Origin of the sequence: Variovorax sp. VRV01 (assembly GCF_014852545.1) — a bacterium.
GTDB classification, from domain to species: Bacteria; Pseudomonadota; Gammaproteobacteria; order Burkholderiales; family Burkholderiaceae_C; genus Variovorax; species Variovorax beijingensis_A.
On record NZ_JACVBS010000014.1, the window covers coordinates 91,742 to 114,535 of the forward strand.

At 69.9% G+C, this 22,794-nt stretch carries 21 protein-coding genes and 1 riboswitch; of the genes, 5 read left to right on the forward strand and 16 right to left on the reverse strand.

Going from position 1 to position 22,794, the window contains the following annotated elements; translation table 11 throughout:
- The first annotated feature begins 130 nt into the window (after positions 1-130).
- The gene (locus IB278_RS23225; RefSeq protein WP_192325633.1) at positions 131-964 is read left to right on the forward strand and encodes a L,D-transpeptidase; all 834 of its coding nucleotides are present in this window, start codon (positions 131-133) and stop codon (positions 962-964) included.
- Between the two features lie 24 nt (positions 965-988).
- Here the strand turns inward: IB278_RS23225 and IB278_RS23230 are convergent, their stop codons facing one another.
- The 12 genes from IB278_RS23230 to IB278_RS23285 all read right to left on the reverse strand — a co-directional run bounded on the left by IB278_RS23230 (position 989) and on the right by IB278_RS23285 (position 12,489).
- A complete protein-coding gene (locus IB278_RS23230) occupies positions 989-2,518 on the reverse strand; it encodes an AAA family ATPase (RefSeq protein WP_192325635.1) in 1,530 nt (509 codons plus the stop codon).
- A 17-nt stretch (positions 2,519-2,535) separates the two neighbouring features.
- Positions 2,536-5,031, reverse strand: a complete 2,496-nt coding sequence (locus tag IB278_RS23235) for a cation-translocating P-type ATPase (protein WP_192325637.1) — start codon at positions 5,029-5,031, stop codon at positions 2,536-2,538.
- A 125-nt stretch (positions 5,032-5,156) separates the two neighbouring features.
- On the reverse strand, positions 5,157-5,999 hold the full coding sequence (locus IB278_RS23240; protein WP_192325639.1) for a universal stress protein: 843 nt from the start codon (positions 5,997-5,999) through the stop codon (positions 5,157-5,159).
- Positions 6,000-6,098: 99 nt separating this feature from the next.
- Complete coding sequence (locus tag IB278_RS23245) at positions 6,099-7,457, reverse strand: FAD-binding oxidoreductase (protein WP_192325641.1); 1,359 nt, start codon at positions 7,455-7,457, stop codon at positions 6,099-6,101.
- Entirely contained in the window at positions 7,444-8,667 is a 1,224-nt protein-coding gene (locus IB278_RS23250; protein ID WP_225613091.1) for an SAM-dependent methyltransferase, read from the reverse strand. The genes IB278_RS23245 and IB278_RS23250 overlap by 14 nt, the downstream gene beginning before the upstream one ends.
- Positions 8,668-8,699: 32 nt before the next feature.
- Positions 8,700-8,921 (reverse strand): hypothetical protein, encoded by a 222-nt coding sequence (locus tag IB278_RS23255; protein WP_192325643.1) that lies wholly within the window; start codon positions 8,919-8,921, stop codon positions 8,700-8,702.
- 131 nt (positions 8,922-9,052) lie between these two features.
- Positions 9,053-9,433 carry a hypothetical protein gene (locus IB278_RS23260; protein WP_192325645.1) on the reverse strand — a complete coding sequence of 127 codons (381 nt, stop codon included), beginning with the start codon at positions 9,431-9,433 and terminating at the stop codon, positions 9,053-9,055.
- Positions 9,434-9,515: 82 nt separating this feature from the next.
- Positions 9,516-10,553: a zinc-dependent alcohol dehydrogenase family protein gene (locus IB278_RS23265; RefSeq protein WP_192325810.1), complete on the reverse strand. Its 1,038-nt coding sequence runs from the start codon at positions 10,551-10,553 to the stop codon at positions 9,516-9,518.
- A 111-nt stretch (positions 10,554-10,664) separates the two neighbouring features.
- Complete coding sequence (locus tag IB278_RS23270) at positions 10,665-11,069, reverse strand: universal stress protein (protein WP_192325647.1); 405 nt, start codon at positions 11,067-11,069, stop codon at positions 10,665-10,667.
- 138 nt (positions 11,070-11,207) lie between these two features.
- The gene (locus IB278_RS23275) at positions 11,208-11,531 is read right to left on the reverse strand and encodes a DUF190 domain-containing protein (RefSeq protein WP_192325649.1); all 324 of its coding nucleotides are present in this window, start codon (positions 11,529-11,531) and stop codon (positions 11,208-11,210) included.
- Positions 11,532-11,562: 31 nt separating this feature from the next.
- Complete coding sequence (gene crcB / locus IB278_RS23280) at positions 11,563-11,952, reverse strand: fluoride efflux transporter CrcB (protein WP_192325651.1); 390 nt, start codon at positions 11,950-11,952, stop codon at positions 11,563-11,565.
- Between the two features lie 82 nt (positions 11,953-12,034).
- Positions 12,035-12,097: riboswitch (Fluoride riboswitch) on the reverse strand.
- Positions 12,098-12,165: 68 nt separating this feature from the next.
- Entirely contained in the window at positions 12,166-12,489 is a 324-nt protein-coding gene (locus IB278_RS23285; RefSeq protein ID WP_225613092.1) for a hypothetical protein, read from the reverse strand.
- Positions 12,490-12,517: 28 nt separating this feature from the next.
- Between IB278_RS23285 and IB278_RS23290 the strand changes: the two genes are divergently transcribed.
- From IB278_RS23290 to IB278_RS23300, 3 genes are read left to right on the forward strand one after another with little or no spacing between them, the layout of a single operon-like run.
- Positions 12,518-12,742 carry a hypothetical protein gene (locus IB278_RS23290; RefSeq protein ID WP_192325655.1) on the forward strand — a complete coding sequence of 75 codons (225 nt, stop codon included), beginning with the start codon at positions 12,518-12,520 and terminating at the stop codon, positions 12,740-12,742.
- A 12-nt stretch (positions 12,743-12,754) separates the two neighbouring features.
- The gene (gene ppsA / locus IB278_RS23295) at positions 12,755-15,205 is read left to right on the forward strand and encodes a phosphoenolpyruvate synthase (protein WP_192325657.1); all 2,451 of its coding nucleotides are present in this window, start codon (positions 12,755-12,757) and stop codon (positions 15,203-15,205) included.
- Entirely contained in the window at positions 15,202-15,630 is a 429-nt protein-coding gene (locus IB278_RS23300) for a cyclic nucleotide-binding/CBS domain-containing protein (RefSeq protein ID WP_225613093.1), read from the forward strand. Before ppsA ends, IB278_RS23300 begins: the two co-directional genes overlap by 4 nt.
- 15 nt (positions 15,631-15,645) lie before the next feature.
- Here the strand turns inward: IB278_RS23300 and IB278_RS23305 are convergent, their stop codons facing one another.
- Entirely contained in the window at positions 15,646-16,290 is a 645-nt protein-coding gene (locus tag IB278_RS23305) for a phosphoribosyltransferase (RefSeq protein WP_192325659.1), read from the reverse strand.
- 372 nt (positions 16,291-16,662) lie between these two features.
- Entirely contained in the window at positions 16,663-17,418 is a 756-nt protein-coding gene (locus tag IB278_RS23310) for an NAD(P)H-dependent oxidoreductase (protein WP_318646696.1), read from the reverse strand.
- Between IB278_RS23310 and IB278_RS23315 the strand changes: the two genes are divergently transcribed.
- Positions 17,408-18,667 (forward strand): MgtC/SapB family protein, encoded by a 1,260-nt coding sequence (locus IB278_RS23315; RefSeq protein ID WP_192325663.1) that lies wholly within the window; start codon positions 17,408-17,410, stop codon positions 18,665-18,667. The genes IB278_RS23310 and IB278_RS23315 overlap by 11 nt on opposite strands.
- A 223-nt stretch (positions 18,668-18,890) precedes the next feature.
- Here the strand turns inward: IB278_RS23315 and IB278_RS23320 are convergent, their stop codons facing one another.
- Together IB278_RS23320 and rbbA are read right to left on the reverse strand one after the other, a co-directional pair.
- Complete coding sequence (locus tag IB278_RS23320; RefSeq protein ID WP_192325665.1) at positions 18,891-20,021, reverse strand: ABC transporter permease; 1,131 nt, start codon at positions 20,019-20,021, stop codon at positions 18,891-18,893.
- Positions 20,022-20,023: 2 nt separating this feature from the next.
- Positions 20,024-22,786, reverse strand: coding sequence for a ribosome-associated ATPase/putative transporter RbbA (rbbA, locus tag IB278_RS23325; RefSeq protein ID WP_225613111.1), 2,763 nt, complete (start codon positions 22,784-22,786; stop codon positions 20,024-20,026).
- Positions 22,787-22,794 lie beyond the last annotated feature (8 nt).

A 22,794-nucleotide genomic window follows, 5' to 3' on the forward strand; every position in this document is an offset into this window, starting at 1 on the left:
CTCGCCGCGGCTGATCGAGTTCATCGCATCGCCCTGCGACTGCGACCGATCCGAACGGCCGCACGGCAGGTGTTTCGCCTTGCGCCACGTCAAGGCGGAAGGCGCGAAGCCCTGCAGACTCCGGCGCACGATGTCTTCCATTCACCGTGCGTCTTTCATTGCAACCGTTGCCGTCGTCCTTGTCATGCTTTGCGCCGGCACCTCGATCGCGGGCCGCGCTACCCCCTCCGACCTGGCCGGCGCCTTCCGCTCACAGGTGGATCATCGGCTCGAACCACCGCCCGACGAAGCCAGGCGCTATGGCGAGCTGGCGCTCGGCGCACTCGCGCAGGCCGGCGTCGCGCCCGTGCCGCAATACGTCGCACTCGTCGACCGGAACCCGAACGTGCAAGCGATCTTCATCTACTGGCTGGGCGACGGCGCCGCGCCGCTCCTCGTGGGCGCCACCGCGGCATCGACCGGGCGCGGCGGCGAGTTCGACCACTTCGAGACCCCGCTCGGCGTGTTCGAGTTCACGACCGACAACCCCGACTTCCGCGCCGAAGGCACCCGCAACGAACATGGCATCCGCGGCTACGGGACGAAGGGCATGCGTGTGTTCGATCTGGGATGGCAGCAGGCCCGGCGGTTGTGGGGCCGGGGCGGCGACGGCACGATGCGGTTGCAGATGCATGCCACCGACCCGGACCTGCTCGAGCCGCGGCTCGGCAGCGTGCAGTCGAAGGGCTGCATTCGCATCCCGGCCAGCCTGAATCGGCTGCTCGACCGCTTCGGCGTGCTCGATGCCGACTACCTCGCAGCTGCGGCACAAGGCATGCCGATGTGGGTGCTGCCGACGGACCAGACGCCGGTCGAAGGCGCGGGCCGCTACCTGATCGTCGTCGACTCCGGACGCGCCGAACGGCCCGCCTGGTCGCCGGCGCCCGGATCGCGCTGCGCGAGCACCCCGGCCGGCGGCAGGTGATCGCCGAAGCGGCATCGCCGCGCGTCAGGTCTGCGCACGCCAGCGCGCCTCGAGCGAGGCGATATCCACCGCGTCCTCGGTGAAGACCTCGATGGCCAGCGCGCGCTCGTCGGGCGCCAGCGGCTCGTGCGCCGCGAGCTGGCGCTCCAGCACCTCGAGGCCGGCCTCCGACGCATCCATGCCCAAGGCATTGCGTCCGGCCACGCGGCGGCGCAGCACGGCTTCGCCGGCACGGCAGTCCAGGATCGCGAAAGGCAGGTCGAGTTCAGCCGCCAGCCCCTGGAAACTGCGCCGCTCCGCACCGCGCAGGAAGGCCGCATCCACGATCACCGGATAGCCCGCGAGCAGTGCATCGCGCGCGCAGGCCCGCAGCCGCTCGAAGGTCCGCCGGGTGGCCTCCGCACCGTAGATGGCCAGGCCCCGCTCGGCGGAGCGGGCGAGTGGATCGAGGCCGAACAGGCGCTTGCGCTCCACGTCCGAACGGATGCGCACCGCGCCCGCGGCGCACAGCAGCTGCGAGGCGATGGTCGACTTGCCGGAACCCGAGAACCCGTGCGTGATCAGCAGGCGCGCGCGCCCCCGCGGGCTGTGCGCCAACTGCGCGGCGCAGGCCAGGTAGTCGGGCTTCGATGCGCCGGCCGGAGCCGGCGCGGCCTGCGGCCCCAGGCCCGCAGCCATGGCGCGCACCAGCGCCCGGTACACCTCGTAGAAGCCGAGCACCTGCAGGCCCGCATGGTCGCCGCTGTGCTGCAGCCACGCATCCAGGAAGCGGAACGCGAGATCGGGGCGGCCATGGGCCTTCAGGTCCATGGTGAGGAATGCGATGTCGCTCATCACGTCGATCCGGCGCATCATGGGGTCGAACTCGATGCAATCGAAGGCAGTGAGTTCGCCGTCCACCAGGACGACATTGGCCATGTGCAGGTCGCCATGGCATTCGCGCACCGCGCCACCCTGCTGGCGCGCGATCCAGGCCATGTGCAGCGCCTGCGCCCGTTCGCGGATCCATGCGGCCAGGGTCGCGAGACGGCTGTCGCTGCGCTGCACGAGCAGCTGGTTCACGACATCGATGGCCGCACGCACGATGGCGTCCGGGGCGCCGAATGCGGACGGCGGCACGACGCGCTCGGCCGCGCCCTGCAGCGCCGCCAGCCGCCGCGCGAAGGCGTCGAGCGAGGCCGGCTCCAACCGGCCTGCGGTCAGCAGGTTGCGCAACAGGGACGACTCCGGAAAGCGCCGCATGCGGACCACGTGGTCGATCGGCACGCCGCCGCCACCGAGCCGCGGTGCCTCGCGCGCGCCGCACACCGGCACCACATCCAGGTACAGCGACGGCGCGAAGCGCCGGTTGAGGCGCAGCTCTTCCTCGCAGAAATGCTTGCGCGCCGCGATGCTTGCGAAGTCGACGAAGGGAAAGCGCACCGGCTTCTTGAGCTTGTAGGCGAGCGTCGCCGTCAGCAGCACCCACGAGATGTGGGTCTCGACCAGCTCGACGCGCGCGCCGGTCTCCCGCTGCAACGATTCGCGCAGTGCCTGCACCAGTGTCGTGTCCATCTGTCTTTGTTCCCGGTTCATCGGCCCTGAGAGTGAACGAAAAGGCGCCACGCCGCCCAGCAGCCCGGCAGCGCCACCCACAGGGCCCAGTGCGGCGGCAGGGTTGCCAGGCCGAACCAGGCACCGATGCCCGGCACGCCGGTCAGCAGGACCCAGACCACGCAGACGCCCACCAGCAGCGCATGGAACACCGCGTTGGCGTGCGTGCGTCCGAAGCCGGCGCCGCGGAACCACAGCAGCAGCAACAGGTTGCCGAGCACGATCGAGCCCAGGCTCGCCAGGCGCAGCAGCTCCGGCGAAGCGCCGCGCTCGCGGCACGCCCATTGCACCAGCGCCACGCCGGCAAACGCAAGCCCGCCGAGCGCCAGCGCGCGCGCGGCCGAGGCGAGCGAGAACAGCGTGTCCTCCTTGCGACGCGGCGGCACGTCCATGCTGTCGTCCGGCGCGGGCTCGGCTTCGAACACCAGGGAGCAGGCGGGGTCGATCAACAGCTCGAGCAGCACCACGTGCAGCGGCAGCAGCAGCACCGGCCCGCCCAGCACGACCGGGATCAGCGCCACGCCGACAATGGGCACGTGCACCGCGAACAGGTAGCCCAGGGCCTTGCGCAGGTTGGTGAAGATGCGCCGGCCGGCGCGCACGGCGTCGACCAGCGAGGCGAAGTTGTCGTCCGTCAGCACCAGCGAGGCGGCCTCGCGCGCGACGTCCGTGCCGCGCTGGCCCATCGCGACGCCGATGTCGGCCGCCTTGAGCGCGGGCGCGTCGTTGACGCCGTCCCCCGTCATCGCGACGACCTCGCCGCACTGCTGCAGGGCCCGCACGATGCGCAGCTTCTGCGCCGGGTCGACCCGCGCGAACACCTGCACCCCGCGCACGCAGGCCTGCAGCGCGTCATCGTCCATGCCGGCGAGCGCCGCGCCGGTCATCACGTGCGCCGCGCCGCCATCGACCAGGCCGGCCTGCCGCGCAATCGACCGGGCCGTGAGGGAGGCATCGCCGGTGATCATCACCACGCGCACCCCGGCGCGCCGGCATGCTTGCACGGCGCCGGGCACTTCGTCGCGCAAGGGATCCATGAAGCCGAGCAGGCCCAGCGGCGCGAGCCGAAGGCCCTCGGGCAGCGCGGCGTCGTCGCCGGCCGCAGGAGCGTGGCCCTCGGCCACCGCGAGCACGCGCAGTCCGGCGGCGCTCCAGCGGTCGGCCGCCTCGCGCAGCCGCTGCGCGAGCGCCGCATCGGCGCCGCAAAGCCCGAGCACGGCTTCCGCCGCGCCCTTGACCGCCACCGCCTGGCCGGGCACCCCGGACGCGTGCCACCAATGCACCACGTAGGGCGAGCCCTCGCGGATCCCCCGGCGAACACCGGGCGTCCAGGCCGGATCCGGCCGCAGGCCTGCGGCCTCGGCGGCCGCGCGCACGGCCCGGTCCATCGGTTCGACGCCGTCCGCGTTGCTGGCACGGACCGCGGCCTGCAGCAGCCGATGAAAGCGCTGCGCCGCAGGCTCGCCCGCGTCGTGCAACGCGCATTCGCCGGCACCGTCGTGCAGGGCCGAGAGCGCCATGCGGTTGCGTGTCAGCGTGCCGGTCTTGTCCACGCACAGCACGGTGATGGTGCCGAGGGCCTCGATGGCCTGGGGCTGGCGAGTCAGCACATTCGACTTGGCGAGGCGCCAGGCGCCGAGCGCCAGCATCACGCTCCAGACGACGGCGAACTCCTCGGGGATCAGCGCCATCGCCAGCGTCAGGCCGACCAGCAGGCCCTGGGTCCACGAGCCCTCCCGCAGCGCGAACACCGCGGCCGCGGCCAGGCAGGTGAGGGCCGCGAGCCAGGCCACCCGGCGCACCAGTTGCTGCAGTTCCGCCTGCAGCCGGCTGGCGCGCGGTGCGAGCTGCGCGATGGACCGGTGGATGGCGCCCAGCGCGGTGTGGGCGCCCGTGCCCGTCACCTCGGCCACGCCGTCGCCGCGCACCACCAGGCTGCCCGCGAGGAGCGCGTCCGCCCGGCCCTCGCCGCCGCCGACACCGCCGCCGGGATGCTTGCCGAGCGGCATCGACTCGCCCGTGAGCAAGGACTCATCGACCTGCAGCCCGACGGCCTCGATCACGCGCGCATCGGCGGACAGGCGGTCGCCTTCGTTCACCAGCAGACAGTCGCCGCGCACCAGCTCGCGGCTCGCGATCCGAACGGGGCGTCCCTGCCGCACGACGGTGCAGCGCGGGCTGGACAAGTCCTTCAGCGTTTCCAGGACCCGCTCGGTGCGCTGCTCCTGGTAGATCGACAGTCCGCCCACCAGCAGCACCGACACCGCGAGCATGCCGGCTTCGCCCAGGTCGCCGAGCACGGCATAGAGCGCCGCGGCGGCCAGCAGCAGCACGAACATGGGCTGCGTCAAGGCACCCCAGGCGATGCGCAGCAAGCCCTTGCGGGAAACGGAGGGCAGGACGTTCGGGCCGTCGCGGCGCAGGCGCTGCGCGGCTTCGGCATCGGTCAGGCCCTGGAGCGGCTTGTCGCGCACGGACGTTTTCCTTCGGTTGCTTGGGGCCGAGCTTGGCACGGGACACCGCGACGGCCTTGACCTGAGTCAAGGCAGGGCCGACACGCCCCAGGCTGCGCAGCCGGGCCCCGGCGCCCGCGGCCGCCTCAATGCGCCATCAGGACCGGCACGGTCATCTGCGCGAGGATCTGCCGCGTGACGCCGCCCAGCACCCGTTCGCGAAACCGCGAATGGCCATAGCCGCCCATTACGAGCAGGTCGGCACCGAGGTCGGAGATGCGCGACAGCAGCGCATCCGCGATGTCGATCTCGGTCACCTCCCGCTCCGCCCTCGCCTGGATGCCGTGCCGCAGCAGGAACTGGATCATCTCCGGCATGAGGAGCCGCTGTTCGTCGTCCTCCTCGTCCGGATGCCGATACGAGACCAGCGTCACGCGCGATGCGCGCCGCAGCGCCGGCAGGGCCGCGTGGATGGCGATCGCGGCCTCGCGCGAACCGTCCCAGGTGACCACGGCGTTCTTCGCGGGGGCGCTGAAGTTTCCGGCGCAAGGCACGATCAGCAGCGGGCGCCCGGCTTCCATCAGCACCTGCTGCACCAGGCCGTGCACGGTGGTGTCCTTCGCATCCGATTCGTCGTCCTGGCCGAGCACCACGAGATCGCTCGCGCGGCCGTGCCGGATCACCGCGTCGACCGTCGTCCCATCGACGAGGCGAACCTCGTACGACAGCTGGCCCGATGCATGGATGTCTTCCCTGAATTCCCGGCTGATGGCCTCGGCGCGCAGCCGCAGGTGGCTGGCCGCATCGGCGATGTAGTCGGTCATGCCGGTGGCAATGGCATCGATCGGAATCACGCCGTCGTACAGGCCCGTGGGCACCAGCCCGACCAGGTGGCTTTCATGGGACCTGGCCCACTGCGCCGCCAGCGCGGCGCGCGCCGGGCTGCGGTCGGAGCGGTCCAGGTGAACGAGGATGGTTCTGAAGTTCATGGGGCAGCCTGCTCGGTGATGCGCGGCGCCCGGCGCGGGATGTGGGCGGTGTGCGAATCTTCGGGCGCGTGCCGCGCGGGCACCTTGATGCCGATCAAGTCAGCGCCGCAGCACGCATTTGTCGTACAGGTGCGGGGCCCGGCCGTCGGGGTCGTAGCGGCGTTTCAGCACCTCGTAGGCCGCCATGCCGTAGGTGGCGTTGAATTCGTCGCGCGTGAAGAAGCTGTCCGAATAGAGCGACTTGATCCCGCCCAGCCGCAGCACTTCCTTTTCGATCAGCCGGTTGAAATGCCCTGCCTCGTGGGCCTCGCGGGTCTCGACCACGTCCCAGAAGCCGAAGTTGACATGGAGCATGCCCGCGGCCAGCGGGTACAGCGTGAAGTGCGCGTCCGGGTCCGGCGCGTGCACCGGGCAGACCCAGACCGGGAGGATGCCGATCTCCCGCTGCAGGAAGTCGAGGAAGGCCGGCGCCGCCGCGATCGGAATGTCGACGTCCTGGATCACCGACTCGGTGTGCATGCCGCGCCAGCGGGCCAGCCGCTTCGCGAGGCCCCAGCGGGCGTTCGCGCGCATGAGCCGCGTGTAGCTGCACGAGTTCAGGTGCGAGCGGCCGAACAGGCGGCGCACCAGCGGGTTCTGCGCACCGAAGTTCTTCGAGCACCAGAACCAGTCCGTGTCCCAGCGCCACAGGTAGTCGTGCACGCTCAGGTGATCGACCGGCATCTCCAGCAGCGAGCGGTAGTAGATGCGCTCGAACTCGTAGTTGCTCAGCCAGGGCGCAGTGTCCTCGAAGCGGGCGATGTTCAGCACCAGCGACCGGGGCCCGAACACCACGCCGTCGACGAAGTCGGCATCGCCCTCGCAGGCCTCGGCCAGCGCGGCGAAGAAGTCCTCGGGGCTCGCGTGCGCGATGTGCTCCACGCGCACGCAGGGCCGCACGGGCAAGGTGCGCAGCACCAGCCGCAGCGCGTAGCCGAGCGAGCCGTAGGAGTTCGGAAAACCGAAGAACAGGTCGCGGTGCGCGTTGTCCGGCGTGCAGTGGACGATGCGCCTGTCCGGCAGCAGCACGTCGAGTTCCAGCATCGAATGGTGGACCAGCCCCTGGCGCATCGACGTCGCCTCGATGCCCACACCCGCCACCGCGCCGCCGGCCGTGATGGTCTTGAGCTGGGGGACCACCGCCGGCATCACGCCGTGCTGCAGCGTCGCGGCCACCAGCGCCTCGTAGGTCGCCATGCCTTCCACCTCCACCGTGCTGCTCGCGGTGTCGATGTCGATGACGTGGTCGAAATCGCCGAGGTCGATGCGGTGCCGCGGACCGGCTTCGCGGTCGCGGAACAGGTTCGACGTGCGCTTGGCCAGCGCGAGCGGCGCGGCGGGGCTCCCGCCGTCCGCGCGCAGCCCGGCCAGCAGGCGGTCCCTGCGTGCCTCGTGGGCCAGCGCTTCAGTGCGGCTCATACAGGTGCCCCCGGCCCATCGGGTAGCCGTTCGGCTTCACATTGCCCTTGCTGAAGACGACCTGGAACAGGTGCGTGTAGCCCGCCGGCGAGCGGAACATCTCGGCGCAGCCGGTCAGGTAGGTGCGCCAGACGCGCCGGAAGCGTTCGTCGAAACGCTGCGGGTCGAGGGCCTGTATCGCGGGCCAGTGCTGCTCGAAGCGCTCGGCCCAGGCGTCGAGCGTGGGCGCGTAGTGCCGGCGCAGGTTCTCGATGTCCAGCACCTCCAGGCCGCTGCGCTCCATCTCCACGATCACGTCGGCCAGGCTGGGGATCCAGCCGCCGGGGAACACATGCTTGCGAATGAAGAGCTCGGTCTCGAAGCGGCCCACGTGGCCGATGAAGTGCAGGATGCCGAGCCCGCCCGGTTTCAGGAACTGCGCGTGGGCACGGATCACCTCGGCCAGCTGGTCGCGCCCCGCGTGCTCCAGCGTGCCGATCGAAACCACCTTGTCGTACTGCGCATCCACATCGCGGAAGTCGGCCTCGCGCACCTGCAGCGAGGCTTGCAGCCCGCGCCGGTCGATCTCGCCGCGCAGCCACTCGACCTGCTCGGTCGTCGTGTTCAGCCCGACGCCGGTGGCGCCGATCGTCTCCTGCGCGCGGAACATGAAGCCGCCGAAGCCGCAGCCGATGTCGATGAAGCGATCGTCGGCCTGCAGCAGGATCTTGCGGCACACGTGGTCGATCTTGCGGCGCTGCGCTTCCTCGAGGCTCGCGGTGCCTTCGGGCCAGTAGCCGCAGGTGTACATCATCAGCGGGTCGTCGAGCCACGGCCGGTAGAACGCCGTGCCCAGCCCGTAGTGCGCCCGTGCGTTGGCCTTGGCCTGGAGCGGGTCGCGGTTGGAGTGGCGCAGCTCGTGCAGGCCGTTCTCGATGCCGTTGAGCGCGCCGGCCTGTTGGTCGAAACCCGCCGCCATGCCGGCCGCCAGGGCGGCGCCGAAGTCGCCCTCGACATCCACCTCCCGGTCGAAGTAGGCCTCCATCAATCCGATGTGGCCGCGCGTCGCGGTGGCGAGAAGCGCCGCGTCGGAGTGGAAGGTGATGGTGAATGCCGGCGCACCCTCGCCGACGGGAATGCGGCTGCCGTCGGGCATCACGACGGCAAAACACGCCGCGGCCCGCTGGCCGATGCCGTCGAGCATGTTGCGCAGGGGGAGGGACAGCATCATGCGGGCATTCGGGAGCGGGGCATCCCGCGGTCCTAGCCGTCCAGCGGCACGCCGCCGCCGAAACGGCAGATCCATTGGTCCAGGAGTTCGCGCTGGACGGTGCCGATGGAGCGCTGCCAGGCCGCCATCATCTCCCACTGCCGCCGCTGCGCCTGCAGCATGCTCTTGCCGACGGCCATCTGCCAGCCCATCACGGATTGAAGGTAGCCGTTGCCCAAGGGCGCCGGGGTCGTCGAAAAAGCATCGCTGGCCATGGAGGTCTCCGAAAGGTGTGGGCCCATCCTAGGAACATGCGGGAGAGGCCGCTTGAGGAATATCAAGCGATCCGCGCCTCGGCCTGCCGGTTCTGCCGCGGCTCGAGGGGCTGCCAGGGCCCGCCCCGTCCTCATTCAGCCTTCATGGGCGTGGCCATTCCCGCATGCACGGCGAAGTAGCGCCGCGCCAGCGCGACGATCTCGTTGGCGCTCATGCGGCCCACCGTCTCCCAGCCGACGATGCGCTGCGCCACCTCGGGGCGGTGCTTCTCGACGTAGTGGCGGAAATCGGCCTGCGCGGTGTGGGAGCCGGCGACCAGCACTTCGGCGATCCCCTCCATCGCATCGCACACCTCGCCGAAGAACGCGTGCTCGCTGCGCACCTGGCTGCCGTGCTGGCGGGTGTAGTGGGTGTGCGCCTTGACCTGCTGCTCGAGAACCTGGGTGGCGTCGAACTGGAGCACTTGCGCGGTGTGGTGGTCGATCCAGGCGACTGCGTGAAAAAGCGACATGGGTATGCCCTGGTGGAGGCGATGCCGGACGGCCTCGCCGGGTGGAAAAAAGAGAGAAAGGAAAAACCGGCGCGGACGAGGCCTACGCCTCGATGATCACCTTGAGCGCATGCGTCTCGGCGGCGCGCCCGAAGGTGTCGTAGGCATCGAGGACCTGGTCCAGCGTGAACCGGTGGGTGATCAGCTGGCCCGGGTCCACCTTGTGGGACTGCACTGTCTTCAGCAGCATCGGCGTCGACACCGTGTCGACCAGCCGCGTGGTGATCGCGATGTTCTGCGACCACAGCCGTTCCAGGTGGAGTTCGGCCGGGTGGCCGTGCACGCCGATGTTCGCGATGGTGCCGCCGGGCGCCACGATGTCCTGGCACAGCACGAAGGTGGCCGGTATGCCGACCGCCTCGATCGACACGTCGACGCCGCGGCCGCCGGTCAGCGCGAGCACCGCCTCGGCCGCCTTGCCGTCGGTGCTGTTGATGGTGTGCGTCGCGCCGAAGCGGCGCGCGACTTCGAGCCGCCCGTCGTCCAGGTCGATCAGGATGATCTGCGCCGGCGAATAGAACCGGGCCGTGAGCAGCGTGGCCAGGCCGATCGGCCCGGCGCCCACGATGGCCACCGCGCTGCCGGGGGCAACCTTGCCGTTGAGCACGCCGCACTCGAAGCCGGTCGGCAGGATGTCGCTCAGCATCACCAGCGCCTCCTCGTCCGCGCCCGGTGGAATGGGATAGAGGCTGGTGTCCGCATGCGGGATGCGCACGTATTCGGCCTGCGTGCCGTCGATGGTGTTGCCCAGGATCCAGCCGCCGCTGGTGCAGTGCGAATACATGCCGCGGCGGCAGTACTCGCACTTGCCGCACGACGAGATGCACGAGATCAGCACGTGGTCGCCCGGATGGAAGGCCGTCACGCCGGCGCCGACGGCCTCGATGACGCCCACCCCTTCGTGCCCGAGGATGCGGCCCGGCGTGCAGGTCGGCACGTCGCCCTTGAGGATGTGCAGGTCGGTGCCGCAGATGGTCGTCTTGAGGATCTTCACGACCGCATCGCCGGGCGCCTGGATCTCCGGCTTGGGCCGGTCTTGGAGGGATTTGAGGCCGGGGCCTTGGTACACGAGTGCTTTCATGCCCTCACGGTAGGCGCCTTCGTTGCGCGCCATCTTGCGATAGCGCAAGGAATGCCGAGCCCAGGATGCGCGCCATGGCCAACGTGCCGGCTGCCGGCAGGGCGCGAGCGCTCATCTCGCGACCAGCACCGAGCAATGGGCATGATCGACGATCCGCTTGGCAAGCGACATCTCCGACATGCGTTGCACCAGCGTGCGATGGCGGTGGCCGATGACGATCAGGTCGGCCTCCAGGCGATCTGCAACCGCGACGATCTGATCGGCGCAGTTGCCCTCGACGACCTCGAGTTCGAGGCCGACCCGGGCTGCCGCCGCCTTGCTGCGCAGCAGGTTCAGGCAGGCCCAGCATTCATCTCGAGCCTTGTCGAGTGACGCGTGCGTCTCCACCTCCGGAGACCATGCCACGGCCACGACATGCAGTGGGACATGGGCCTCCTGCGCGACCTGGAGGGCGCGTGCGAAAGCCAGATCGGCGGCCTCGGTTCCGTCGTACGCCAGAAGGACTTTGCCGAACATGGTGTCTCCTCTCCCGCCGGCGGACTTCCGGCGCGCAGTCGCGATGACCGGCCACGCATACGAGCGCGTGGTACCTTGCCGATGGTACCCGCGAGCACCATGCCGGCAAGGCACAGGCCGGCAGTGCCCAGGTGCCGGTCATGGCGTGCCCCCGACCACCCCCATCGCCAGCGGGACCTTGATGTAGAAGAGTTTGAGATCCTCGCCATCCAGATGGTCGAGGAAGCTCTTCGCATCCTGCTCGCTGAGCGCGAAGCCGACTTCCACCGACAGGTCGCCGGCGAGTTCGAAGAAATGCTCTTCATGCAGTTTGCCGTGGCGGCCGAAGCCCGCGATCGCCCGAAAGGCCGAGCCACCCGGGATTCCCACCTTCCTGGCTTCCTCGAGGAGCCACTCGTAGGCGAGGATGCCGTGGTGGCGGCGGTTCTCCTGGACATAGAACTTGAGGTAGATGCCTTGCATGGTGGGCCTCCTTCGGCTCATTGCGTTCCCGCTAGGCCCTGACGAACAGGGCGTTGGCAATCAGGATGCCGATCCCGGTCAGGACCAGCGAGCCGGCGAGGTGCACGCTCGCCGCGCCCAGGGCCCACCAGTGCTCCTGCCGGCCGATCAGCGTCACGACCTCGGCCGAGAAGGTGGAGAACGTTGTCAGGCCGCCCAGGAAGCCGGTGACGATCAGCAGCCGCCATTCGGGCGCGAGGCCGCCGTTGTGCGTGAAGAAGGCGCTGGCCACGCCGACCAGCAGACCCCCGATGAGGTTGGCGGCCAGGGTTCCCAGCGGCACCGTGGGGAACACGGGGCTGAGCCATCCGCCCAGCCACCAGCGCAGCAAGGCGCCGCAACCGGCACCGCCGAAGACCGCAAGGAATGAGAAGCCGCTCATGTCGCTCCTTGGTCAAAAGAGGCCCGAGCGATGGGCGCCGGCGCGATCAACGCGTCCGCTTACCTACGCCGGCCCGATGGGGACCCTGGCAGGCATCATCCGCCCGAATGGGCGGTCGGGGAGGTATGCCATCTCCGCTGGGATCAGTATGTCGACGTGCTCGGCACGCATGGCGTACTCCCGGGGTGCGAATCGGTCCGGCACCCGGAGCGGTCAAAGACCGGCTTCGCGCAGCCTCTGCACCAGGTCGGGTTCTTCTTCGTGCCGGCGCACCGGCGCGCGCCGCCGGAACGCGGCCAGGCAGAGCGAGAGAATTTTCTTCATGTGATTCCTTGCGGTGGCATGGGACTGGCGGCTGGATCGCATCCGCACGCCTGCAGGATGCCGCATGGGGATGCCGCGCGGGTTGACGCGCATCAAGCTCGCAGCCCGGCCGGGCGCGGTCTGTCCCGCCCTTGCCTGCGCGATGCGCATGCGCTTGATGCAGCGCAAGGCATGGACGCCGGCCCGTCCTAGCATCTCAGCCACGAAGCGCATTTCGGACACCCTTCATCCGAGGAGCAGCATGAGACATTCGCAGAAGCACCGGGGCAGGACGATCGTCGTTCAGGCACAGCGCGAGCGCGGCCAGGGCTATGCCTGGACCTACCGGGTCGAAGAGCTGCCGGCCCTTGCCGGCCGCGGGATCACCAGGGAAGACCAGGACGCGCGGGAGAGCGCGTTGTGCCAGGCCATGTGCGCAGCTCGAAGCGCCATCGACCAGGCGGAACGAACCGCCGGTCCGGCGTAGGAGGGGTTGGCCATGATCCCGCAGGCGAGCTACATACGCTGGTTCTCCGAACTCGGTGCCGATGACGTGCCGACCGTGGGCGGCAAGAATGCCTCGCTCGGCGAGATGTACCGCGCACTGACGCCGCACGGCGTGCACGTGCCCAACGGATTCGCCATCACCGCGGACGCGTACCGGCGAACCCTGGAGCTCGCCGGCGCGCTGCCGCGCCTGCGGGAGGCCTTGGCCGGCCTCGACGTGAAGGACGTCGACGACCTCGCCCGCCGGGCGCAGATTGCGCGCGAAATCATCTACGCTGCCACGCTTCCCGAAGCGCTGGCGAACGAGATCCGCGCGGCCTATGCGCAGTTGCGCGCGGAGTACGGTGCCGACATGACCGTGGCCGTGCGCAGCTCCGCCACCGCGGAGGACCTCCCGGGGGCCAGCTTCGCGGGACAGCACGAGACCTTCCTCAACATCTCCGGGGAGGCCCGGCTGCTGGACGCCGTGCGGCTGTGCTTTGCAAGCCTGTTCAAGGACCGCGCGATCGCCTACCGCGTCGACAACGGCTTCGACCACTTCCAGATTCTCCAGTCGGTGTGCGTGATGCAGATGGTGCGCTCCGACCGCGCCGCCAGCGGCGTCATGTTCACGCTCGACACCGACAGCGGATTCCGCGACGTCGTCTTCATCACCGGCGCCTATGGCCTGGGCGAGAACGTCGTCCAGGGGACGGTGGATCCCGACGAGTTCTACGTCTTCAAGCCCACCCTGAAACTGGGCCACCGGACGGTGCTGCGGCGCAAGCTCGGCGGCAAGGACGTGCGGATGGTGTATTCCAAGGGCGCCGGCCGCGAGTCCACCTGCAACCTGCAGACCTCGCAGGAAGACCGGGCACGCTACTGCATCGGCGATGCCGACGTGCTGGCGCTCGCCGACGCGGCGGTCGCGATCGAAGACCACTACAGCCGGCGCGCGGGCTGTCCGACGCCGATGGACATCGAATGGGCCAAGGACGGTCTCGATGGCCGCATCTACATCGTGCAGGCCCGGCCCGAGACCGTGGCGTCGCGCAAGCCCCTGAACCGCGTCGACGAATACCACCTGCTTGCGCCGGCATCGCCCCTGGTCACCGGCCGTGCCGTGGGCTCGGCGATCGCATCGGGCAAGGCGCGGGTCGTCGCCGACGTGCTGGCGCTCGGCCAGTTCCGGCCGGGCGAAGTGCTGGTGGCCGATACCACGATGCCCGACTGGGGCACCGTGATGAAGATCGCATCCGCGGTTGTCACGAACCGCGGCGGGCGCACCTGCCACGCGGCCATCGTGGCCCGCGAGCTGGGCATTCCCGCCGTCGTCGGCTGCGACAGCGCGACCGCCAGGATCCGCACGGGCGACGAGATCACCGTGTCCTGCGCCGAAGGCGCCGAGGGACGCGTCTACGCGGGCAGCCTGCCCTTCGAGAAGTCCAGCGTGGAGTTCTCCACGCTCGGGCGGCCGCAGACCCACCTGATGGTCAACCTGGGCAACCCCGACAGCGCTTTCCAGACGGCACTGTTGCCCAACGACGGCGTGGGCCTCGCGCGGATGGAGTTCATCGTGGCCGAGCACATCAAGGTGCATCCCATGGCGCTGGTGCACCCCGAGAAGATCGATGATCCCGCGGTGCGCGCCGAGATCGCACGCCTGACGCACTCGTACGCGCAGCCGGCCGACTACTTCGTGCGCGAACTGTCGGAAGGCGTGGGCATGATCGCGGCGGCCTTCCATCCGAAGCCGGTGATCGTGCGCATGTCCGACTTCAAGACCAACGAGTACGCCAGCCTGCTCGGCGGCAGCGGGTTCGAGCCGAAGGAAGAGAACCCGATGATCGGATTCCGCGGCGCCTCGCGCTACACCCATCCGGCCTACGCGGAAGGCTTCGCGCTCGAATGCGCGGCCATGAAGCGGGTGCGCGAGGACATGGGCCTCGTGAACGTCAGGCTCATGATCCCGTTCTGCCGCCGCGTCCAGGAGGCCGAGCGCGTGCTCGAGGCCATGGCCGCCCATGGGCTGCGGCGCGGCGACAACGGGCTCGAGATCTACGTCATGTGCGAGATCCCGAACAACGTGATCCAGATCGACGCTTTCGCGAAGCTCTTCGACGGATTCTCGATCGGCTCGAACGACCTGACGCAGCTCGTGCTGGGTGTGGACCGCGACTCGCGCATCGTGGCCTTCGACTTCGACGAGCGCGACGATGGCGTCAAGGCCATGATCCAGCAGACGATCGAAGGCGCGCGGCGCAACGGGCGCCACGTGGGCATCTGCGGCCAGGCGCCTTCGGACTATCCCGAGGTGGCCGCGTACCTGGTCGAGCTCGGCATCGATGCCATGAGCGTGACGCCGGACACGCTGCTCAAGATCACGCGCGACGTCCTCGCCGTCGAACAGCGGCTGCAACGGGCGCCGCGCCGGCCGACAGAAGGAGAAGGAGCAACGCCATGATGAAGACGCCCATTTCTTCCCTGATGCAGCAGCCGGTGTGCAACGCCGGCATGGACGACAGCGTGGCGCAGGTCGAAACCCTGCTCGCGGCCAGGCGGCTGACGTGGCTGCCGGTGCTGGAACCGGCCCGGGGCGAGGTGGTGGGCGTCATCAGCGCCTCGGATCTCGTGGGCTTTCACGCGCAAGGACGCGATGCGGCCACGACACGCGCCTGGCAGATGTGCTCCTACAAACCGATCGTCGTCGACGCGGACACGCCCGTCGGCCTGGTGGCGGCGCTCATGGTCGAGCGCGGCATCCATCATGTGGTGGTGACCCAGGGAGGCGGGATTGTCGGCGTGGTGTCGTCGCTGGACTTCGTGCGGACCTTCGCAGCGCCGGGCCAGGCGCCCGGTGCGGAGCGCGCAGGCACTGCGGGGGGTTGACCTGCAGCGCGCCGCTCAGCGCTGCCTGGCCATCAGGGCGACCACCTGCGCGTCGGTGGTCTGGTCGAAATGGCGGTAGTACGCCCCCACGGCGACGAAGGGTTCCGGGGTCAGAAGGCACACCAGATCGTCCACCTCGGAGCGCAGGTCCGCGAGCTCGTCCGCCGGCGCGACCGGCACGGCGAGCACGATGCGCGAGGGGTGGCGGCCGCGCAGGCTTCGCAGCGCGGCGCGAACGGTGGTGCCGGTTGCGATGCCATCATCGACCAGGACCGCCGTTCGACCTTGCACCGGCGGCGACGGACGCCCCTGGAGATAGAGCCGCCGCCTGCGTTCGATTTCCTCGAGATGACGCGGCAGCTCGCCCTGTACGTAGTCGGGCGACGCGCCGGCCAGGCGCAGGATGTCATGGCGGACTTCGACGATCGGCTGCGGGCCTTCGGCCACCGCGGCCACGGCGACCTCGGGCTGTCCGGGCGCGCCGATCTTGCGCACCAGCAGCAGGCCGAGCGGCGCACGCAGCGCGCGCGCGACCTCCGCCGCCACGGGCACTCCGCCGCGAGGCAGGGCGAACACGACCGGGTCCTGCAGCTTCATCGCGCGCAGCGCCTTGGCCAGGCGGCGCCCGGCGTTCGCACGGTCTTCGAAAAGCTCGTCCATCGCTCGGCGCCTCCAGGCCGCATGGCTGGGTAGCAATGTTGCAAAGGCTAGGCTCGCGGCCGCCCCTGCGTCTTGACATCGATCAAGCTCCAATGAGGCCCCACGTGGTCCGGACTTGCGCTGGATCAAAGCGCACACGGATGGTTGGCAGTACATTGAACGAACCGATGAATCAAGGGCGAAAGCCGGAGATTCAAAGGTGGCAGTGGGGAATCCCCCTCGGGGGAGTTCATGGTGTCGTACTCCGACACCATGGGGATGAAGGCAACCCCAGACTGCCCGGGCTTCAAAGGCCCGAGCGGGGACCTTCACCAAGCCCGCCATTCGCAAGAAGGGCGGGCTTCTTTTTTTGCCAAGGGGCGGGAGCGAATCTCACCCGCCGCCGCGTCCCAGGGCAGCGAGCCTGCGCAGCCATTTCCCGCGCTGCGCATCGCTCATGCCTTCGACCTGCCCGACCAGCGTTTCGTGGATCGGGGCCATGCCCGCGAAGCCGAGGATGCTCCGCTCCAAGGCCTTCAGGCTGTGCGCGCGGAAGTACCAGCGATAGACGAGCGCCGGCATTCCCATGGTCACGACGATGCGCGCCGAGCGCCCCTTGAGAAGCTTGGCCCCGATGCCGCCTTCCCCGGGCCTCGCGAGCGCAAACCCCGGACGCAGCACCTGCTCGAGAAAGCCCTTCGTGAAGGCGGGCATGCCGCCCAGCCACAGCGGAAAGAACAGCGCCAGGTGCTCGGCCCACCCGATGGCATCCTGCGCCGGCCTCAGCACCGGCGGCAATTCTTCGGACTCCCACGTCGCCTTGCTGCGCAGCAACGGAAACTCCAGCTCCGCGATCCGGACGACCCGGACTTCGTGGCCGGCCTCCTGCGCGGCCTGCGCATAGGCGTCGGCCAGCGCATGGCCGAAGTGCGCGCCCGACGCATCGGGATGGCCTTGCAGCACGAGGATTCTTCTGGACATGCCGTTCTCCATCGAAGATGCGCCGAAGCGCAGGATCGGCGCATCCTCCGCGCCGGAGGGCCTTCGTGGCTTGCGCAAGATCAAGCCTGCCCGGGGCGGGGCCGGCGGGGCGGCTGCGATGCCTTGACGCGGCGCCACCCGCAACGACACTGGGGGCATGGAAACCATCGACCTGTCGGCTGCGATCGTCGGCCTGGCCGTGGCGCTGGGCATCGGCCTCATGGTCGGCATCGAGCGCGAGCGCCGCAAGGGCGACGGCGATCGCCGCGCGGCCGCCGGCTTGCGCACCTTCGCCATCGCGGCGCTGGCCGGCGCCCTCGCGCAGCTGCTGCCCATTGCGGGCCTGGCCCCCATCGGGGCGGCGCTGGTCGCCCTGCTTGCGGTCGTGTCGCACTGGAAGAGCCGTTCGCGCGATCCGGGGATGACCACCGAGATTGCCCTGTTCGCGACCTATCTCATCGGGGTCCTGTCCGTCGTCACGCCGCCGCTGGGCGCCGCCTGCGGGACCGGCCTGGCGCTGCTGCTGGCGGCGCGCCGCCGGCTGCACCGCTTCGCCACCGAACTGCTCAGCGAGCAGGAGCTGCACGACGGCATTCTGCTGGCCGCGCTCACGCTGATTGCGCTGCCGTTGATTCCCTCCCGGCCCATCGAGATGCTCGGCGGCATCAACCCCCGGCCGCTGGCCGCGATGGTCCTGCTGATCATGGCGATCCAGGCCGCGGGCCAGGCGGCCACGCGCTGGCTCGGCGTGCGCGGCGGCATGCTGGGCGCGGGCTTCGCATCCGGGTTCGTGTCGAGCACGGCCACCGTGGCGTCGTTCGGCAGCCGCGCGCGCCGGCAGCCGTCCCACGCCCGCCTGCTGGCAAGCGGTGCCGCCCTGTCGGGGGTCGCCACCTGGCTGCTGGCGTTGACGATGAGTGCCGCGCTCTCGCCGCACGCCGCGCTCGCGCTGCTGCCGGTGGCGCTGGCCGGCGCGGCCGGCGCAGCGGCCATCGGCCTGCTGCCGCTCCTGTCTCCCAGGCCCGCGGATCGAATAGACGTTCCCGTCAGCCGCCGCAGCGCGCTACGCCCGCGTGCAGCGCTCGCCGTTGCGCTGGCGCTGGCGCTCGTCGCACTGCTGGTCAGCGCGGCGCAGCGGCGCTTCGGCGACACCGGACTGCAGCTCGGTATCGCACTTGCGGCCCTGGTCGACGCGCATGCGCCCGTGGCCTCGCTGGCCTCGTTGCACGCAGCCGGCGCGCTGTCCACGGAGCACTTCGTGCGAGGCGTGCTCGTGGCGGTCGGGGCCAACACGCTGACGCGCTGTGCGGTGGCGGCGGTGTCAGGCGGCAAGGCCTATGCGCTGCGCCTGTCGGCCGCGCTGATCACCGGCCTCGCCTTTGCATGTCTTGCCTCGGCCTGGCCCGCGCTCCGATGAGGACGCCTCCGCCAGACTCGGCGCGCGCGAGCCGAAGACCGGCCGCGACGACGAGCGAAAGCGCCGACGCGGTGCATCATCGACATTCGCTCGCCCGCCGACCCCGGCCCAGAACCGGACGCCCCAGCGGAGTTCGTCACGCTCGCGGGTCGGTCCGAGCATCCTTGCGCCGGACCAGAGCCTTCAAAACCTCCGCGAGGGCCGCGTCGGGCCCGCGGAGGCTTCAGGCCATGAGGCCGATGGCCTTGCGGAACCGCGCCAGCGCGGCTGCGAACATCACGCAGCCGAAGGCCGCGAGCATCGCGAACTGCGGCCATACGACGCCAATGCCCGCACCGCGGAACAGGATGGCCTGGCCCGCCGACACGAAGTGCGTCGTCGGGGCCGCCAGCATCACGTTCTGGACGAACAGCGGCATGCTCTCGCGCGGCGTGCTGCCGCCGGAAAGCATATCCAGCGGCACCAGGACCAGCACCACCAGCATGCCGAACTGGGGCATCGACCTGGCCACCGTGGCCATGAAGATCCCCATGGAGGTGGTTGCGAACAGATGCAGCGACGTGGCCGCCATGAACAGCGCGATCGAGCCTTCGACGGGCACGTGCAGCGCACCGCGAACGACCACCGCCAGGGCGATGCCCACCGCCACCATGACCACCAGCCCCATCGACCACACCTTGGCCAGCATGATCTCGGCCGGCGTGACGGGCATGACCAGCAGGTGCTCGATGGTCCCGTGCTCGCGCTCCCGGATCAGGGCGGCGCCGGTGAGGATGACGGAAAGCATGGTCACGTTGTTGATGAGCTCGGACAGCGAGCCGAACCAGGCCTCCTCGAGGTTCGGGTTGAACCGCATGCGCAGGGCGAGCTCCACCGGCATCGCCGCATCGCCGCGAAAGCGCTGCACGAACTCCCCGACCTCCGCGGCCACCATCTGCTGGATGTAGGCGCTGCCGGTGAACGCCTGGCTCATGCGCGTGGCGTCCACGTTCAGCTGCGCCGCCGGCGAGCGGCCGGCCAGCACGTCGGCCTGGAATCCCGGCGGAATGTCCAGCACGAAGGTCTGCCGGCCGCTGTCCATCGCCGCGTCCACCTCGGCCAGCGAGATCAGCGCCGGCGTCTTGAAATGCGGCGGATAGAAGGCCGAGACGATGCGCGCCGAGAGCGGCGAGCCGTCCTCGTCGACGATGGCGATGGCCGCATGGTGCAGGCTCTCGGGCATGGCCGTGGCGGCGATGTAGATGGCCGCGGTGAAGGAATAGCCGATCAGCACCAGCATCGTGGGGTCGCGCAGCAGGCTCCAGAGTTCCTTGATGCCGAGCCGCAGGACATGGGAAAGCGATGGCAGTTTCATGGCTAGGCCTGCTGTTTCTTCAACAAGGCGATCGACAGGCCGAGGATCACCGGCACCGCCGCGAGCATCCACAGAAACTGAGGCACGAGATCCGGCAGGCCGAGCGTCTTGTTGAAGACGCCGCGGCTCACGGTGAGGAAGTGCGCGGCCGGATAGATGCGGCCGATGAACGCACCGGTGCCCTCCAGCGACGAAACCGGATCGACCAGGCCGGCGAACTTGATGCACGGCACGATGGACCCGATCATCGTCACGAAGATCGCCGCGATCTGGGTTCGCGTGAAGGTCGAGCACAGGAGGCCGAAGCCGGTCGAGAAGGTCGTGAACAGGAGCGCGCCGAGCATCAGCGTGGCGAAGCTGCCCTTCATCGGCACGCCGAACAGCGTCACCGCCAGCGCGGACATCGTCAGGAAGTTGAACATGGCCAGCCCGATGTAGGGCAGCTGCTTGCCCAGCAGGAACTCGGCGCGCGTGACCGGCGTGACGTAGAGATTGACGATCGAGCCCAGCTCCTTCTCGCGCACCACGGAAAGCGCCGCGAGCATCGCCGGGATCATCATCAGCAGCAGCGGAATGACGGCCGGCACCATGGCCGGCAGGCTCCGCACATCGGGGTTGTAGCGGAAGCGGACCTCGATCGTGCTGGCCGCCACCGGATGCAGGCCCAGCCGGCGCTCGGCGACGCCGACCAGCCACGCCTGGTGCATGGCCTGCACATAGCCGCGCACGGTCTCGGCACGCGTGGGCATCGCGCCGTCCACCCAGGCGCCGATCTGCACCGGGCTGCCGCGCTGCACGTCGCGCGCGAAGCCCGGGGGAATCTCGATGGCCAGCGCCAGTTCGCCGCTGCGCATGCGCCGGTCCAGCTGGGCGTAGTCCGAGATCGGCGGTTTCTCCACGAAATAGCGGGAACCGGACAGATCGAGCGCGTAATTCCGGCTCAGCCCGGTCTGGTCGCGGTCCAGCACCGCATAGCTGAGGTTTTCGACGTCCATGCTGATGCCGTAGCCGATGATGAACATCAGGATCACGGTGCCCAGCAGTGCGAGCGTGGCGCGCACCGGATCGTGCCGCAGTTCCAGCGCCTCGCGCCGCGAGAAGCTCCAGGCCCGGGCGGCGCTGAACCAGCGTGGGCTGTGTGTGCGGGCCGGGGGGCGCCCGTCATTCTTGGAAGGCGGTGCCGGTGCCGGTGCCGGTGCCGTGGCCGCCGGCTCGCTGCCGGTGCCCGCGGCCTGCTGCAGCCGCGCGATGAACGCCTGCTCGAGTGTCGCCTTGCCGCTGCGCTCGACGATGGCTGCGGGGCGGTCCGTCACCAGCACCCGGCCGGCGTGCATCAGCGAGATGCGGTCGCAGCGCGCGGCCTCGTTCATGAAATGGGTCGAGATGAAGATCGTGACGCCGTCCTTGCGCGCCAGGTCGATCATGAGGCGCCAGAACATGTCGCGCGCCACCGGGTCGACGCCGGACGTCGGCTCGTCCAGGATCAGGACTTCCGGGCCGTGCACCGTCGCGACGGCCAGCGAGAGCCGCTGGCGCATGCCCAGCGGCAGGCTGTCCGGCAGGCGGTCGAGCACGCCCTCCAGCCCGAAGCGCGCGGCCAGTTCGGCGACCCGCGGGAGCACCTTCGCCTCCGGCACCCGGAACAGCCGCGCATGCAGCACGAGGTTCTGCCGCACCGTCAGCTCGCCGTAGAGCGAGAACGACTGCGACATGTAGCCCACGCGCCGCCGCGCATCGAGGTCGCCGGTCGAGACCGGCCGCCCGAACAGCCGCGCCTCGCCTTCGCTGGCAGGCAGCAGGCCGGTCAGCATCTTCATCGTGGTCGTCTTGCCGCAGCCGTTCGAGCCGAGGAATCCGAAGATCTCGCCGCGCCGGATGCGGAAGTCCACGTGGTCTACCGCCACGAAGTCGCCGAAGCGCATGGTGAGGCCCTTCGCCTCGATCGCGATGTCGTTCTCGCCCGCGGCGGGCAGCGCGGGCACCACCAGCTCGCCGGCATCGCCGCGCTTGCCTTCGGGTAGCAAGCCGATGAAGGCCTGCTCTAGCGACGCGGCACCCGTGCGTGCGCGCAGCTCGGCGGAGGTGCCGGTGGCCAGCACCGCACCGGCATCCATGGCCACCAGCCAGTCGAAGGCATCGGCTTCTTCCATGTAGGCGGTCGCGATGATCACGCTCAGGGGCCGGCCCGCGGCACTGCGCTCCCGCCGGATGCCGGCGATGAGCGCCCAGAACTGCACGCGCGACAGGGGATCGACGCCCGTCGTCGGTTCGTCCAGGATCAGCAGATCGGGATCGTGGATCAGCGCGCAGCACAGGCCGAGCTTCTGCTTCATGCCGCCCGACAGCTGGCCCACCGGACGCGCCAGGAACGGGCTCAGGCCCATGGTCCGGGCCAGCGTATCGATGCGGCGGCGGCGCTCGGCCGCGGCGTGGCCGAACAGGCGGCCGAAGAATTGCAGGTTCTCTTCGATGGAGAGCGTCGGATAGAGGTTCTTGCCCAGGCCCTGGGGCATGTAGGCGATGCGTGGACAGACGCTGCGGCGGTGGTGCGCCACGGCCATGTCGCCGCCCAGCACCTGCACGCGGCCCTGCTGCACCGCCTGCGCGCCGGCCAGCAGGGCGAGCAGGCTCGACTTGCCGACGCCGTCGGGTCCGATCAGCCCGACCATCCTGTCCGCTGGAATCGCCAGGCTGACGCCGTCGAGCGCCATCGTGTGGCCGCGGCGCAGCGCGACCTGCTCCAGGCGCGCCACTTCGGGCGGCATCGGCGCGA